Raw genomic sequence first — 14,605 nt, forward strand, 5'->3', positions numbered from 1 at the left:
CTCCCGGACGGGCGGGCTCCGAGGCGCCCGGCCGTCCGGGGCCGGATCCGTGCCCTAGGACGGAGGGCGCGGATCCGGCGGCTTCGGGCCCCTCGCGGGGCCCGTGGTCAGTTGGCCATGCCGGTGGACGCGTAGCCCGACACGAAGCGGCGCTGCATGACGAGGAAGACCGCGAGCATGGGCAGCAGCATGATCAGGCCGGCCGCCGCCACCAGGGCGTGGTTCACGGTGAAGCCCTGCTGGAACGAGTACAGGGCGATCGAGACCGGCAGCGCCTCGGAGTCCTGGAGGAACGTCACCGCCAGCAGGAACTCGTTGTACGCCTGGAGCCCCGCGACCAGGCCCGCCGTGAGCAGTCCGGGCCAGATGAGCGGCAGCACGATCCGGAAGAACACGGTGAGCTCCCCCGCGCCGTCCATCCGGGCCGCCGCCTCGTAGTCCGGCGGGATCGCGATGAGGTAGGACCTCAGGAGCAGGGTCGCGAAGGGGCTGTAGATCGCCCAGTAGATGAGGATGAGGCCGAACTGGGTGTCGTACAGTCCCAGCCGCGTCCACCACGACAGCAGCGGGACGAGGAACAGCTGGATCGGCAGCGAGGTCACCACCAGCAGGTACATCGTGATCGCCCCGGGAGCGGGGACGTCCAGGCGCACCATGGCGTAGGCGGCGGCGCCCGAGATCAGGCACACGCCGACGGCGGTGCAGGCCACGATGACCGCGCTGTTGGCCAGGCCGGTGGCCATGTTCGCGCTCTGCCACGCGGTGGTGAAGTTGTCCCAGGCGGCGTCGGCGGGCAGCCCCATCGGGTTGGTGCTGAGCTCCGCCGGGGTCTTCAGCGCGCTGAAGACCATGACGACGATGGGCCCCAGCGCGTACGCGGCGAGGATCACCAGCAGCAGGTAGGTGAGGGGGCGGCCCCGGTCCAGGAGACGCGCGGCGCGTCCGGCCCGTGTCGGTCGTGCGGGCATGGGGGTCACACCTCCCATCGGAGTCGGCGGCGCAGGACGAGGTAGCCCGCGATGGTGACGGCGCTGATGACGGCCATGACGACGCCGACGGCGGAGGCCACGCCCGCCCGGGACTCGCTGAACGCCGTGCGGTACAGCAGGGTGCTGAGCATGTCCGTGGAACCCGCCGGGCCGCCCTGGGTGAGGATGTAGACGAAGTCGAACACCAGGAACGACCAGATGATGGTCATCAGGAACAGGAAGACCAGGGTCGGCCGGATCCCGGGCAGGGTCACGTGCCAGAACTCCCGGAACCTCCCGGCCCCGTCCAGGCGGGCCGCCTCGTACAGCGACGGGTTGACCGACTGCATGGCGGTGAGGAAGAGCATCACCAGGAAGCCCCACCACTGCCAGTTGTTGATCATCGCGATCGCGCCCAGGGCCAGGTCGGGGTCGCCCAGCGCGTTGACGTCGCCCACCCAGGGCACCCCGAAGGAGGCCAGGGCCGGGCCGATGCCCGCGTCGGGGCTGAGGATCTGGCGCCACACGGCGGCCGAGACGACGGTGGCGACCACGTACGGGATGAAGAACGCGATGCGGAACAGGGTCCGCCCGCGCCGCACGCGGCTGAGCAGGTAGGCGCCGAGCAGGCCCATCCCCATGGGCACCGTCAGGAAGAACAGCGTCCACACCAGGTTGTGGCCGAGGGCCCGGTGGAAGGCAGGGTCACCGGCCAGGGCCTCGTAGTTCGCCGTGCCGACGAAGTCGGGGGTGTTGATCCCGTCCCAGTCGGTGAACGAGTACGCGACCGACATCATCGCCGGGCCGGCGATGACGAGGACGTTGACGATGAGGAGCGGGGCGAGGAACAGCAGGCCCGTGAGCCTGCGGTTGGGGCCCCGTCTGCGGGCCGGGGGGCGGGGCGGTCGGACCGCCCCGCCCGTCCCGGTGACAGCGACGGACATCGGGTGGGGTTTCCGGTTTCTCTCTACTGCGGAGTGAACGGCGTCGGCAGGCCGCCGGCGCCCAGCTCCTGCTCGAAGCTGGTCTTGAGGAAGCCCGCGTACGCCGACGGCGACATGTCGCCGGTGATGACGCCGTCGAACTCGGTGTAGAGCGCGGTGTTGGTCTGCGGGGGCAGGAAGGTCCAGCTGGCGTAGCCGATGTTGTCCGACTCGGGGATCTGCTCGTACAGGCGCTGGGCGCGCGGGTCGATGCCCTCGGGGAAGTCGTCGGCGCCGTAGGCCACGGGCGGCGGGTTCTCGCCCTGCTCGGCCAGGTAGCCCAGGGAGCGGGAGGTGTCGCCGACCAGGTGGTCCAGGAAGGCGGCGGCGGTGTCGGGGTCGCTGCTGTCGGAGCTGATGGACAGCGCGGTGCCGATCGCCATCGGGAACACGCCCGGCTCGACGCCCTCGGCGAGCGAGGGCAGGGGCGCCCAGTCCCAGTCCTGCGGGTCGTTGCCGGAGTCGGTGAAGAACGTGCCCATGGAGCTGAAGCTCCAGGTGCCGCTCATGTACATGGCGACGTCGCCGTTGGCGAGGCCGGTGCACATGTCGGGGTCGGTGTTGGTGAACCAGCGCTCGGCGCCGCCGCCCCACCAGCCCTTGTCGATCTGGGACTTCATCGTCTCCAGGGCGTCGACGACGGCCGCGTCGTTCCAGTCGCGGTCCCCGGTGAGGATCTCGTAGAGGTTCTGGGGGCCCACGGCGGCGTTGAGCACGCAGCTGAGGTACCACTCGCTCTGCGCCGGGTAGCCGCTGTTGCCGGCGCCGACGGGGATGATCCCCTTGGAGTCGGCGTCCTCGCAGAGGGCCTCGAACTCCGACTTGGTCGTGGGCGGGGTCCAGCCGTTCTCCTCGAAGACGGCGCGGTTGTAGTACATCACCAGCGAGCCGTAGGAGGTGGGCACGGACTGCATGGCGTCGTCCACCCGGCTGAGCTGCTGGGCCCAGGGGAGCAGGCGGTCGTTCCAGCCGTACTGGTCGGCGTAGTCGTCCAGGGGGATCGTGCGGTTGCCCTGGGCGTAGGACACCGTGGTCGTCGGGCCGGGCGAGTAGATGATGTCGGGGGCGTTGCCGGAGGAGACGGCGGTGTCGGTCTGCGAGGCCAGGTTGGTGAGCTGCTTGGTGGTCATCTTGACCTGGCGCTCGGACGACTCGTTGAACGTGTCGATGAAGTGGGTGCGGAAGTACTCCTCGGTCTCCGGGGTGGGGAAGGCGCCCCAGTAGTCGATGGCGGAGGAACCCCCGCCGGAGCCGCCGCACCCGGTCAGGAGCCAGGCGCCCGCGAGGGCCCCTCCGGCGAGTTTGAAGGCGTCACGGCGAGGAAGGTGGTGGGTCACAGGGGATCCTTTGGATCGTGCACGGTGTTCAGGTGGATTCGCGGACGATGAGTTTCTGGGGGAGGACGACCTCGCGCGCCCCCTGGGCGGGGTCTCCGGAGAGGCGTTCGAGGATCAGCCGGGCGCAGGTGCGCCCGATCTCCCGTGCGGGGTTGTGGACGGTGGTGAGCGGTGGCGACAGCAGCGACGCCGCCTCGATGTCGTCGAATCCGGTGACCGCGACGTCACGGGGGACGGTCAGGCCGCGCTCGCGGACGGCGTCCAGGGCGCCCACCGCTATGAGGTCGTTGGCGCAGACCAGGGCCTCGGGCGCCGGGTCGAGGGCGAGGAGGGCGTGGGCCCCCTCCACCCCTCCGGCCCGTGTGAAGGGGCCGGAGACGACGAGGGACTCGTCGAACTCGACCCCGAAGTCGCGCAGGGCCCGTTCGTAGCCCGCCAGGCGGAGCCGGCCCGGCGCGGTGTCCGGGTCCCCGTTGACGAAGCCGATCCTGCGGTTCCCGCGTTCGAGCACGTGGGTGACGGCGTCCGCCATGCCGCCGGTGTCGTCGGCCCGCACGATGTCGCCGAAGCGCGGGTCGAGCTCACCGCTCAGCCGGACCAGGGAGGCGCCGGCGTCGGTGATCGCCGCGTAGTGGCGCTCCTGGGCGGTCAGCGACGCCAGGACGACCCCGTCGACCTTGCGGTCGAGCAGGTGGCGCAGGGCGGCGTCGAGGTCCTCGGAGTTCTCCCGGACGCTGCAGATCGAGATGAGGAAGCCCTGGGGCTGGAGCACGTCCTGGAGCCCGGCCGCCATCTGGGGGTAGAAGGGGTTGGTGACGTCGGAGACCACCAGCGCGACGGCCTCGCTGCGCCCGGTCCGCAGTCCACGGGCCGAGGGGTCGGGCCGGTAGTCCAGCTCCTGGACGATCCGGAGCACCTTGGCCTTGGTCTTGTCGCTGACCGGGCGCCGCCCGCTCAGGACGTGGGAGACGGTCGTGATGCTCACACCCGCACGCGCCGCGACGTCGGCGATGCCGGCCCTGTTCTCCTTGCTCATCTCTCTCGATTCGCATCGTATGCAAAACGTATTGCAAAAGGGTAGGGTTCATAGTGGCCAAAAACGGTGTGCAGTGTCAAGACGAGTATCCCCCTCCCCCACTCACCAGTTGGAACACGGCGGAGCGCGTCGAACTGCTGTGCGCAAAACGAAGTGAGAGGATGCCGATGGTGACTCGTGATCGGTGCCGCGGGGCCCTGGTGGGCCTGGCGGTCGGCGACGCCCTGGGGGCACCCACAGAAGGCATGACCCCCGATGCCATCCGTGCAGCGCACGGGCGTGTGGTGGACTTCCTCGAGGAGGACGCCGCGGGCACCGACGACACCGAGTACGCCGTCCTGTGCGCCCGCGGGCTGCTCGCGCACGGGCACGGCCTCACGGGCGACCACGTCGCCGAGGTGTGGCGGACAGCACTCCTCGCCCAGACCGAGGGGTTCCACGGCGCCGGGTTCAGCGAGATGGTGGCCATCGCCAACCTGCGGGCCGGACTGCGCCCCCCGGTCAGCGGCGCCGACAGCTACGAGTCGTGGAGCGACGGCGCGGCCATGCGCGTCGCGCCCGTCGGGATCCTCTGTGCCGGCGACCCGGCCGAGGCGGCCCGGCTGGCGCACGAGGACGCCATGGTCAGCCATGACGCCGACGGCGTCCACGGCGCGCGGGCCGTCGCCGCGGCCGTGGCGGTCGCCCTGGTGGCCGAGGGGCCCGACGAGGTCGTGGCGGCCGGGCTCGCGGCCATGCCCGCGGACTCCTGGACCGGGCGCCTCACGAGGCGGGCCCTGGAGATCGCCGCGGCCGCCCCCGACACCGACACGGCCGAACGGGAGCTGTACGCGCAGATCCCGCTCTTCCACTACCCCTGGCCCGACACCGCCCCCGAGGCGGTGGCCCTGGCCTTCGGCCTCTTCGCGGCCGCCCGCGGCGAGTTCGTCCCCACCGTGCTCGCCGGGGTCAACATCGGGCGCGACTCCGACACCATCGCCGCGATGGCCGGGGCGATGGCGGGCGCGCTGCACGGCGCCTCGGCCATCCCCGCGCACTGGCGGGAGCAGGTGACGAGCGTCTCCGGGCGCTGCGTCACCGTCACCGCAGGAACGGACCTCATCGAACTCGCCGACGCCCTGCACGCCGCCGGGCGCCACCACCAGGAGGTGGACCTTGCGCTCTGAGACCGCGCGCGGAGCCCTGCTCGGGCTCGCGATGGGCGACGCCCTCGGCCTGCCCGCCCAGTTCCACCGGCGTGTCCGCTCCGGGTGGGGGCGCGACGTCCTGTGGCAGAAGAACGCCGAGCTCGACGCCCAGCGCGTCTCGCGCCCGCTGCTGCCCTTCGCCCTGAGCGGCGACGAGGGCAGCCCGCTCTCCGGTACCGACGACGCCGAGACCGCGGCGACGGCCGCCCTGGTGCTGCTGGAGGCGGAGTCCCACGACACCGCCTCGCTGTTCGCGCGGTGGCGCGCGCACTACGTGGACACCGAGGACGTGTGGTGCGGTGTCGCCGAGCGCGGCGCGGCCGTCCACGCCCTGCGGGGCGGGGTGCCTCCCACGACGGGCACGGACAACCCCGTGCACTGGGACGACGCCGCGGTCCCGGCGGCCGTGGCGGTCGGACTGCTGCGCGCCGGGGACGCGGACGCCGCCGCCCTCCTGGCCGGGGACTACGCGAGCATCACCCACTCGCGGGACGGGCTGTGGGCGGCCCGCGCCATGGCCCACGCCGTGGCGTCGCTGGCCGGGGGCGCCCCGCTGGAGATCGCGCTGGCGGGAGCCCGCCGGACCGTGCCCGCGGACAGCTGGCTCGGGCGGGGGCTGGACCGCGCCGACGTGCTGGTCGCCGACGCCGCGGACGCCTTCACGGCGGTGCCGGAGCTGGTGGACGCCTTCGGGCGGGCGCGCTACAGCCACGGGGGCGTGGCCCCCGAGACGCTGCCGACGGCGTTCGCGATCACCCGCCTCGTGGGCGGGGACCTCGCCGCGGGGCTCCAGGCCGCGGCGCTCCTGCCCAGGCAGGCCGACAGCATGCCGGCGATGGTCGGCGCCCTGTGCGGGGCGGTCGGCGGCGAGCGGGCCGTCCCGGAGGCCTGGCGCGAGCGCGTCGACCGGCTGGAGGGCGTGCTGCTCCCCGGGGTCTCGGGCGTGCGGCTGACCGAGCTGGCCGACCGCCTGGTCGCCGCGGGGGCTGGAGTCCTCCGGTGAGGTGAGACGGCCGGGCGCCGGTACCGGAGGGCGGATCGGGGCAGGCGTACCCGGCAGCGCGGGGGCGCGCCGGGTATCGGGGGGCGCGGGGGGGGGGGGGGGCGCCCCCCCCCCCCCCCCCGCGGCGCCGGGGGGGGGGGCGGGCGCCCCCGGCGGGGGGGGGGCGCGCGGGGGGGGGGGGGCGGGGGGGGGGGGCGCCCCCCCCCCGCGCGCCCTTCCGCGTTCCCGGGGCCGTGCCGCTCCCCGGCGGGCCGGCCGCGACCGCCGCCGGTGGGACGCGGGGGCCTGTGGACGGGAGGGTCCCGTGCCGCCGCCCGTCACCGCACCGGGCCGGGACGTGGGGGCGCCGTGCCCGGCGGGCCCCGGCGCCGCACTGCGGTCTCGTCCCGGCGGCCGCACGGGCGGGACCGGGCGCGATCCGGCCGACCGGGCGGGACCGTCTCCGAGGGGACGCGGGGGCCTCCGACCAGGATGATCGTGTGCTCGTAGGCGTTCTCGGCGCCGGACCTCGCTCCGGGTACGAGATCACGGCGGAGGGGGCGGGCGGCGACGCCTTCCGGCCGCCGGGCCGCTCCGGGCGGCCCTCAGCGCCCCCCGTCGGAGGGCGCCGGCACGGCGGCCGCGTCCTCGCGCTCGGCGAGGAGGGCGGCGTTGAGCACCGCGTCGAGCAGGCCCGGCATACGCGACTCCAGGTCCTCGGTGCGCAGGCGGCTCATCCGCGACGTGCCCTCGTAGTACTGGCGGATGATCCCGGCCTCGCGCAGCACGCGGAAGTGGTGCGTGGACGTGGACTTGCTCACCGGCAGCGCGAAGGCGATGCAGGCCATGTCCTCATGGCCGTCGGCCAGGTCGCGCACGATGCGCAGCCGTACCGGGTCGGCCAGTGCGTGCAGGACCGCGTCCACCCGGATCTCCCGGGCGTGCGGGTGCTCCAACCGGCGTCCCGGCCTTCTCGTCCCCACCGTGTCGGCCACAGGACCGCCTCCCTCGCTGCGCCACCGTCCACAAAGTACGACAAGCACCGTAGTTTGACAATCATCGTAATACGATGATTATCGTATGAGTGAGCGGTCGACTCGTGACCGACCCCCGACCCCGGCGCCGCCGGGGTCCCACCCCGCACCACGGGAAGGACCGACCGTGAGCACGTTGTTCACCCCCCTCGTACTGAGGTCGCTGGAGATCCCCAACCGCGCGTGGATGTCGCCGATGTGCATGTACTCGGCGGAATCGCAGGGCCCCGACGCCGGGGTGCCGACCGACTTCCACCTGGCGCACCTGGCCGACCGGGCCGCGGGCGGTCTGGGCATGGTCATGGTCGAGGCCACCGCCGTGCGCCCGGACGGGCGGATCAGCCCGTGGGACCTGGGCCTGTGGAACGCGCGGCAGCAGGCCGGCCTCGCCCGCGTGGTCTCGGCCGTCCGCTCCCACGGCGCCGTCGCCGCCATCCAGCTCGCGCACGCCGGGCGCAAGGCCTCGGTCGACAAGCCCTGGCTCGGCAGCCGCCCCGTCGCCCCCGCCGACGGCGGATGGGCCACGGTCGGCCCGAGCGCCGAGCCCTTCCACGACCACCCCGCGCCGACCGCGCTGACCGTCGAGGAGATCGGGCAGCTCGTGCGCGACTTCGCGGCGGCGGCCGAGCGCTCCCTCGCCGCGGGGTTCCAGGTCGTGGAGGTGCACGGGGCCCACGGCTACCTCCTCAACTCCTTCCTCTCCCCCGCGGCCAACCACCGCACCGACGCCTACGGCGGCAGCCTGGAGAACCGCATGCGGTTCCCGTTGGAGGTGGTCGACGCCGTACGCGCCGTCTGGCCCGAGCACCTGCCGGTGCTCTTCCGCACCTCCGCCACGGACTGGCTCTCGGAGAACGCCGACGACGCCCGGGAGGGCTGGACCGCCGAGGACACGGTGCGGCTCGCCAAGGAGCTCCAGGCCAGGGGCGTGGACCTGCTCGACGTGTCCACCGGCGGCATGGTCCACGACGCCTCCATCCCCGCCGCGCCCGACTACCAGGTCCCCTTCGCCGAACGGGTGCGCCAGGAGACCGGCCTGCCCACCGCGGCGGTCGGCCTGATCCTGGAGCCCGCCCAGGCGGAGGAGATCGTGGCCTCGGGCCGCGCCGACGCCGTGTTCCTGGGGCGGCAGCTCCTGCGCGAGCCCTACTGGGCCCACCGCGCGGCCGAGGAGCTGGGCGGGGCCTCGCGCTGGCCCGACCAGTACGGGTACGCGGTCGCCCGCCGGCGCTGACCGCGCGCACGGACCCGCCCGGCGCGGCGCCCCTCCCGGGGGCGCCGCGCCGTCGTCGCGTCCGGGGAGGGGGGCCGCTCCGACTGCGCCGCGCCCCCGTGCGCCGGACGCCGTGCCCCCCGGGGCGTCCCCCGGCGTCCGGGGACCGCGTTCGGAACGGGAGCGCCGGCCCGCCCGGGCACGCCTCCCCCGCTCCGGTCCCCCCTGTCGCCGCCCCCGGCGGGAGTACCCGTCGTCACCGTCGCCGGCATCCGCCTTCGGGCCCCGGGGCCGCCCGGAACTGCCCGCGGCGGGTGGGGCGGCCCTCCCCGGGGTCCGCCGCCGACCGCCTCGCCCCGCCCGGCAGGAGCGGGCCGCGGGACCGGACCTGGCGCGGAACGGTGTCGTACCCCCTGGCTACCGTGTCCCCATGCCGACCTTCCAGGACTTCAACTTCAAACTGCTCGTCGTCGAGAAACTCATGTACGACGACGGGACGCTCTCCCCCCGCTTCACCCTCACCGAGCACCTCAAGGAACTCGGAATCACCCAGGCTCCCTACGAGTACGCCTACGCGGTCGGCAAGGAGTTCCAGGTCCTGGACGAGACGCGCGCGTACTTCGAGGCGCTGGAGATCAGCGCGGAGCAGCTCGCCACCGTGGACTCGATCCTGTTCGACGGCGGGCTCCGGGTGTTCATGGAGTGCGCGCCGGTCTGGGACGGCGAGGACGACCTGTTCGACGTCCGCTCCCTGGACGACCTCGACCTGGTGCCGAACCTCCGGCGCTTCCAGGGCGCCGAGGACCACTTCCACGCGCGGCCCGAGATGCTGGAGGCCCTGACCGCCAGGGGCATCGAGGTCGACTGAGCCGGCGCGGCCCGCAGCGGCCGGCGGGGCGCCCGGGCACGGGCGTCCCGCCGGCGGGAACCCGGCGGCCCCCGCGGACGACCACAGGGGCGAAGGAGACTTCCCACCGGGCACGGGCCCGGTGCGCCGCTGTGAGGAGAACGAACGCGTGGAACGGCAACCGGACAAGTCGACAGCGGACCGGGCCCGCCCGGGGCCCCGCGGCGCCTGGGCGGCGCTGCGCCCCCTGGTCCTGCGGCTCCACTTCTACGCGGGGGTGTTCGTCGCCCCCTTCGTCCTGGTCGCCGCCGCCACGGGGCTCCTGTACGTGTGGACACCGCAGATCGAGCAGGCGGTGTACGCGGAGCAGCTGTACGTGGAGCCGGGGGGCGAGCCCCTGCCGCTGCACGAGCAGGTGCGCACCGCCCGGGCGGAGCTGTCCGGGGCCGAGGTCGACGCGGTGCGTCCGGCCACCGGCGAGGAGGACTCCACCCGGGTGCTCTTCGACCTGCCCGGGTCGGCCGAGAGCCACCGGACGACGGTGTTCGTCGACCCCTACGGCGGCGAGGTCCTCGGCGTGATGGAGACCTACGGCACGAGCGGCGCGCTGCCCGCCCGGACCTGGGTCGACATGCTCCACCGCAACCTGCACCTGGGCGACGCGGGCCGCCTGTACAGCGAGCTGGCCGCGAGCTGGCTGTGGGTGGTCGCCCTCGGCGGGGCCGCCCTGTGGGCCTCGACCGCGCTGCGCCGCCGCGGGGGCGCGCGCCGCCTGCTCGTCCCCGGCGCGGGCACCGCCCCCGGCCGTCCCCGGTCGGTCTCGGTGCACGGGGCGACCGGGCTGTGGCTGCTGGCGGGGCTGCTGTTCCTGTCCGCGACGGGGCTGACGTGGTCCCAGTACGCGGGGGCGAACGTCACCGAACTCCGGGAGCGGCTGGCCTGGACCACCCCCGCCGTCTCCACCGACGCCCCGAACGCCTCCCCCGGGGTGGACATCGGCATCGACACCGTGCTGGCGAACGCGCGGGAGGCCGGGCTGGACGGTCTCGTCGAGATCTCTTTGCCGAAGGAGCCCGCCGCCCCCTACACGGTGACCCAGATCGACCGGTCCTGGCCCACGAGCGTGGACACGGCGGCGGTCGCCGCGGACACCGGGGAGGTCGTCGACGTCGTCCGCTTCTCCGACTACCCCCTCATGGCCAAGCTGAGCCGCTGGGGCATCGACGCCCACATGGGCGTGCTGTTCGGCGTGCCCAACCAGATCGCCCTGACCGCCCTGGTCCTGGGGTTGATCACCGTCGTGGTGTGGGGCTACCGCATGTGGTGGCAGCGGCGGCCGACGCGGGGCCGGGCCCTGGGCGTGGGCCGCCCGTACCCGCGCGGCGCCTTCCGGGCCCTGGCGTGGCCGTGGAAGGCGGCGGTGGTCGCCGTCCTCGCCGGGGTTGGGTGGTTCGTCCCGCTGCTCGGGGCCTCGCTCGCGGTGTTCCTCGTGGTGGACGCCGTGCTGGGGTGGCGCGCCCGCCGCCCGCGCCGTACGGCGGGGCCGCCCCCTTCGGCGCCCGGGCCCGAGGACGCGACGGTCGCGGGGTCCCGCCCCCGGTGACACGCACCGCGCGGCCGTCCCCGCCGGGGCGGGGACGGCCGCGGGCTCAGTGGTGCCCCCCGTGGTCGGTCACGGGCGCGCCGCCGGCCGCCATGGGCTGCACGGGCGCGGTGACCTCCAGTTCGCTCCCCTCGGCGAAGGTCAGCGTGACGGCGACCTCGTCCCCCTCCTCCAGGGGTTCGGGCAGGTCGTTGACCATGATGTGGTAGCCGCCGTCGACCAGCTCGGTGGCTCCCCCCGCCGCCACGGGGATCTCCTCCACGACACGCATGCGGGAGGCCCCGGAGCCCGTGGTCTCGGTGCTGCACAGGTCGGCGTCGGGCGAGGCCCCGGTGGAGACCCCGGTGATGGCGGTGTCCTCGTCGGCGGCGTTGGAGACCTCCAGGTACAGGACGGCGATCTCCGGGTTGGCGGGCTCGGGCACCCACGCGCCGGTGACCTCCAGGTCGCCGGCGGCGGCGTGGCCGCGGGGCTCCGCGCCCGGGTCGGCCCCGGCCGCGTCGGCGGGCGCGTCCGGCGCCCCGCAGGCCGTGGCGAGGAGCAGGGCGGCCAGCGCGGCGGTGGCGGTGGTCCGTGGCCGGGGCGCTGCCCCGTGTCGTGGGAGTGGCATGGTCCTCGCGGTTTCCTCGTGGTCGTGTTCGTGCGGTGGTGGGGGTGCGGCCCCGTCCCCGGGGTCGTTCACGGTGCCCTCGCGGTTCCCGGTGTGCGCGCCTTCACCCGGGGAGGAGGCCGTGCGCGATCCAGGGTTCGCCCCCGCGCACGGGCGGCACGGCGAACAGGGCGCTCCCCTCGTGGCGGACGTACCGGTGGAGGGCGTCGGACCCCTCGTCCAGGGCGCGCTGCACCGGGGTGAATCCCGCCCTGGGATCCGCCTGCCAGGCGGTGAAGACCAGGCCCGCCTGCCGGAGGCCGTCGGCGTCCCAGCCCAGGTCGTAGTTGAAGCCCCGGCGCAGCATCCGCGCGCCGAGGGTGTTGCCCGGGGCGGCGAGCCTGATGTGGGCGTCGGGCGCGATCACCGGCGTGCCGTCCTCCCCCGTGGCCGACAGGTCGGGGAGGTCGTCCTCGGCGCCGCCCCCCAGCGGCGCCCCGGTGGAGAGGCTGCGGCCGATGACCGTCTCCCGGTCCCCGGGGTCGAGGGAGTACCAGTCGTCGAGGAGCATGCGGATGCGACGGACGACGAGGTAGGTGCCGCCGTCCATCCACGCCAGGGCGGGCTCGGGGTGCGCGGCGAGGACCTGCGGGCCGAACACCGGGTCGGCGGCGTGCGGGTTGACGGTCCCGTCGACCTGGCCCATCAGGTTGCGCGGCGTGGCGCCCGGGTCCTCGGCCGCGGCGGCCGAGCGCTGGAACCCGGGCAGGGACCACCGCGGCCGTGCGTCCTCCGCGACGGCGCCGACCAGGTGCCCGACCGCGGAGGAGAGGACGACGGGGTCCTCCGCCCCCACGTGGAGCAGCAGGTCCCCGCCGCACCAGGCGGGTTCCAGGCGGTCGGACGCGAAGGCCGGGAGGTCCTCCATGTGCGGGGGGATCCGGTCCCGCGCCCCGATCCGGTCGAGCAGGGAGGCCCCCAGGCCGACGGTGACGCCCAGCGACGCAGGGAACAGCCCCCGGGTCGGGGCGCCCTCGACGCGGGCGTCGAGGCCGTGCCCGTGGAGGGCGCCGATCTCCCGGCTCCAGGTCCGGAGCACCCGGCGCGCGGCTTCGCGCGCCCGCTCCCCCGGCTCCGCCCTCAGGTCCACCGCGACCAGGCGGACCTGCGACGGCGTGGGCGACAGCAGGGCCGGGGGCAGGCCGTCTCGGCCCCCCGCCCTGGAGCGGGAGGGGCCGAGCGCCAGGGCGTGCTCCTCCTCGGCCCGGCGGCCTGCGGCGGCGTGCCCGGCGCCCGCGCCCGCGGCCAGGCCGGCGAGCCCGGCCGCGCCCGTGGCGGCCAGGAGGCCGCGGCGGGAGGGCCCCTCCCCCGGTTCGGTCCGGCGTCTCACAGCAGTGTCTCCGCGAGTTCGGGGAGGAGCGCCGCGATCCGGTCGGCCTCGGTGCCCTCGTCGAACATCCCGGCCGCCTCGCCCCCGGGCAGCAGGACGACGATCCGGCCGCCGTGGGTGACCAGGTACTGGCCCTCGGCCTCCTGCGGGGGGTCGACGGCGATGCCGTAGTCGCGGGCGGCCTCGACCGTCGTGTCGACGTCCCCCCGGACCCCCTGGAAGGAGGGGTCGAACCGGTCGAGCCAGGACCGCATCTGCTCGGCGGTGTCGCGGGCGGGGTCGGTACTGACCATCACGACGTCGTAGGCGTCGGCCGCGTCCCCGGCCTGCCCGAGTGCCAGGTCGATCTCGGCCATCGTCATCGGGCACACGTCGGGGCAGCTGGTGTAGCCGAAGAAGAGCAGGGTCAGCCGGTCGTCGGCGACGTCGGTGAAGCCCCACGGGTCGCCGTCGAGGGTCGTCAGCTCGGTCGCCGAGGCGGCCATGGGGTCGTCGGACAGGTCCATGTAGTGGTCGGCCTCCGCGACGGGGTCCGCGGCGGAGCAGGCGGTGGCGAGGACGAGGGCGGCGCAGAACGCGAGGCCGCGGAGGGCGGCCTGGCGGGGTCGGGACGTCATGGTGCTCTTTCTCTGGTTCGGGGCCGGCCGGAGGCCGGCGGTGGGGAGGGGGCCTCCGGGGCGGCGCGGCGCCGCCCCGGACGCGTGTCAGGCGGCCTGGCGCAGCATGCGCGCCAGGTCGCGCCGGCCGCGCGCCACGCGGGAGCGCACCGTGCCGACGGGGGCGCCGACGGCCCGGGCGGCCTCGGCGTAGGGCATGCCCTGGATCTGGGTGAGCACGAAGGCCGTTCTGCGGTCCTCGGGGAGGTCCTCCAGCAGGGACAGCAGGGCGAAGTACTCGTCGAAGCGCCCTTGGTGGGCGCACACGCCCTCCTCGGCCCATCCGTCCACGGCCTCGTGGCGCGGGATCCGGCTCTGGGCGCGGTAGCGGTCGGCCACCGTGTGGCGCGCCACGGAGAAGAGCCAGGCGCGCACCGGGGCGCGTCCCGCGTAGTGGTCCAGCCCGCGCAGGGCGCGCGAGAAGGTCTCCTGGGTGAGGTCGTCCACCCAGGAGGGGTCCACCCGGCGGGCGATGAAGCGCGCCACGTCGTCACGGGTGCGCGTGAACAGGGAGTCCAGCGCGTCGCGCGCGCCCTCCTTGGCGCGCATCGCCAGGGCCGTCAGTTCGCCGTGCTCGCCGCCGGGGCGGAGGGGGTCCGTTCCCGGGGGCCCGTCGGGGGGTGCGGAGGAGGCGGTCTCGCTGAGGGTGAGCATGTCGGTTCTTTCTGTCGCCGACCGCGCGGACCCCGGGACAGGGGTCGGCGGAGGACCGCGCGGTACACGTCGGAGGGGGCGCTCGGCGGGGCGGAGCACCCCGGGAAGGGCTGGAGGGGCCCGGAC

14 protein-coding genes are annotated in these 14,605 nt (G+C 74.8%); 5 read left to right on the top strand and 9 right to left on the bottom strand.

Going from position 1 to position 14,605, the window contains the following annotated elements; translation table 11 throughout:
* Positions 1 to 107: 107 nt before the first annotated feature.
* From ACIRPH_RS00470 to ACIRPH_RS00485, 4 genes are read right to left on the bottom strand one after another with little or no spacing between them, the layout of a single operon-like run.
* Positions 108 to 968, bottom strand: coding sequence for a carbohydrate ABC transporter permease (locus tag ACIRPH_RS00470; protein ID WP_402907537.1), 861 nt, complete (start codon positions 966 to 968; stop codon positions 108 to 110).
* A gap of 5 nt (positions 969 to 973) precedes the next feature.
* Positions 974 to 1,912, bottom strand: coding sequence for a carbohydrate ABC transporter permease (locus ACIRPH_RS00475; RefSeq protein WP_402907540.1), 939 nt, complete (start codon positions 1,910 to 1,912; stop codon positions 974 to 976).
* 23 nt (positions 1,913 to 1,935) lie between these two features.
* Complete coding sequence (locus ACIRPH_RS00480; protein ID WP_402907543.1) at positions 1,936 to 3,288, bottom strand: ABC transporter substrate-binding protein; 1,353 nt, start codon at positions 3,286 to 3,288, stop codon at positions 1,936 to 1,938.
* 28 nt (positions 3,289 to 3,316) lie between these two features.
* The gene (locus tag ACIRPH_RS00485; RefSeq protein WP_402907546.1) at positions 3,317 to 4,324 is read right to left on the bottom strand and encodes a LacI family DNA-binding transcriptional regulator; all 1,008 of its coding nucleotides are present in this window, start codon (positions 4,322 to 4,324) and stop codon (positions 3,317 to 3,319) included.
* 167 nt (positions 4,325 to 4,491) lie between these two features.
* Here ACIRPH_RS00485 and ACIRPH_RS00490 point away from each other — a divergent pair, with 167 nt between their 5' ends.
* Together ACIRPH_RS00490 and ACIRPH_RS00495 are read left to right on the top strand one after the other, a co-directional pair.
* A complete protein-coding gene (locus tag ACIRPH_RS00490; RefSeq protein ID WP_402907550.1) occupies positions 4,492 to 5,490 on the top strand; it encodes an ADP-ribosylglycohydrolase family protein in 999 nt (332 codons plus the stop codon).
* A complete protein-coding gene (locus tag ACIRPH_RS00495; RefSeq protein ID WP_402907552.1) occupies positions 5,480 to 6,514 on the top strand; it encodes an ADP-ribosylglycohydrolase family protein in 1,035 nt (344 codons plus the stop codon). Before ACIRPH_RS00490 ends, ACIRPH_RS00495 begins: the two co-directional genes overlap by 11 nt.
* A 584-nt stretch (positions 6,515 to 7,098) precedes the next feature.
* Here ACIRPH_RS00495 and ACIRPH_RS00500 read toward each other — a convergent pair.
* Positions 7,099 to 7,488: an ArsR/SmtB family transcription factor gene (locus ACIRPH_RS00500; protein WP_402907555.1), complete on the bottom strand. Its 390-nt coding sequence runs from the start codon at positions 7,486 to 7,488 to the stop codon at positions 7,099 to 7,101.
* 166 nt (positions 7,489 to 7,654) lie between these two features.
* Between ACIRPH_RS00500 and ACIRPH_RS00505 the strand changes: the two genes are divergently transcribed.
* From ACIRPH_RS00505 to ACIRPH_RS00515, 3 genes are all read left to right on the top strand, one after another.
* Positions 7,655 to 8,761 carry an NADH:flavin oxidoreductase/NADH oxidase gene (locus ACIRPH_RS00505; RefSeq protein ID WP_402907558.1) on the top strand — a complete coding sequence of 369 codons (1,107 nt, stop codon included), beginning with the start codon at positions 7,655 to 7,657 and terminating at the stop codon, positions 8,759 to 8,761.
* Between the two features lie 409 nt (positions 8,762 to 9,170).
* Positions 9,171 to 9,608, top strand: coding sequence for a DUF6892 domain-containing protein (locus ACIRPH_RS00510; RefSeq protein WP_402907561.1), 438 nt, complete (start codon positions 9,171 to 9,173; stop codon positions 9,606 to 9,608).
* 148 nt (positions 9,609 to 9,756) lie between these two features.
* Entirely contained in the window at positions 9,757 to 11,190 is a 1,434-nt protein-coding gene (locus ACIRPH_RS00515) for a PepSY-associated TM helix domain-containing protein (protein WP_402907564.1), read from the top strand.
* Positions 11,191 to 11,236: 46 nt separating this feature from the next.
* On the opposite strand, the gene ACIRPH_RS00520 is transcribed toward ACIRPH_RS00515, so the two are convergent.
* The 4 genes from ACIRPH_RS00520 to ACIRPH_RS00535 form a co-directional block, all read right to left on the bottom strand.
* Complete coding sequence (locus ACIRPH_RS00520; protein WP_402907567.1) at positions 11,237 to 11,800, bottom strand: copper chaperone PCu(A)C; 564 nt, start codon at positions 11,798 to 11,800, stop codon at positions 11,237 to 11,239.
* A 103-nt stretch (positions 11,801 to 11,903) separates the two neighbouring features.
* Positions 11,904 to 13,169, bottom strand: coding sequence for a Dyp-type peroxidase (locus ACIRPH_RS00525; protein WP_402907569.1), 1,266 nt, complete (start codon positions 13,167 to 13,169; stop codon positions 11,904 to 11,906).
* Entirely contained in the window at positions 13,166 to 13,786 is a 621-nt protein-coding gene (locus ACIRPH_RS00530) for an SCO family protein (protein ID WP_402907572.1), read from the bottom strand. Before ACIRPH_RS00530 ends, ACIRPH_RS00525 begins: the two co-directional genes overlap by 4 nt.
* A gap of 87 nt (positions 13,787 to 13,873) precedes the next feature.
* Complete coding sequence (locus tag ACIRPH_RS00535; RefSeq protein WP_402907575.1) at positions 13,874 to 14,479, bottom strand: RNA polymerase sigma factor; 606 nt, start codon at positions 14,477 to 14,479, stop codon at positions 13,874 to 13,876.
* Between the last annotated feature and the right edge of the window lie 126 nt (positions 14,480 to 14,605).

The organism is Nocardiopsis sp. NPDC101807, assembly GCF_044766605.1.
GTDB lineage: Bacteria > Actinomycetota > Actinomycetes > Streptosporangiales > Streptosporangiaceae > Nocardiopsis > Nocardiopsis tropica.

What these genes read in the sequence shown, in the direction of transcription:
- ACIRPH_RS00470 (WP_402907537.1), bottom strand. Translation starts at nt 968, where the DNA reads ATGCCCGCACGACCGACACGGGCCGGACGCGCCGCGCGTCTCCTGGAC.
- ACIRPH_RS00535 (WP_402907575.1), bottom strand. Translation starts at nt 14,479, where the DNA reads ATGCTCACCCTCAGCGAGACCGCCTCCTCCGCACCCCCCGACGGGCCC.
- ACIRPH_RS00490 (WP_402907550.1), top strand. Translation starts at nt 4,492, where the DNA reads ATGGTGACTCGTGATCGGTGCCGCGGGGCCCTGGTGGGCCTGGCGGTC.
- ACIRPH_RS00520 (WP_402907567.1), bottom strand. Translation starts at nt 11,800, where the DNA reads ATGCCACTCCCACGACACGGGGCAGCGCCCCGGCCACGGACCACCGCC.
- ACIRPH_RS00530 (WP_402907572.1), bottom strand. Translation starts at nt 13,786, where the DNA reads ATGACGTCCCGACCCCGCCAGGCCGCCCTCCGCGGCCTCGCGTTCTGC.
- ACIRPH_RS00510 (WP_402907561.1), top strand. Translation starts at nt 9,171, where the DNA reads ATGCCGACCTTCCAGGACTTCAACTTCAAACTGCTCGTCGTCGAGAAA.
- ACIRPH_RS00485 (WP_402907546.1), bottom strand. Translation starts at nt 4,324, where the DNA reads ATGAGCAAGGAGAACAGGGCCGGCATCGCCGACGTCGCGGCGCGTGCG.
- ACIRPH_RS00475 (WP_402907540.1), bottom strand. Translation starts at nt 1,912, where the DNA reads ATGTCCGTCGCTGTCACCGGGACGGGCGGGGCGGTCCGACCGCCCCGC.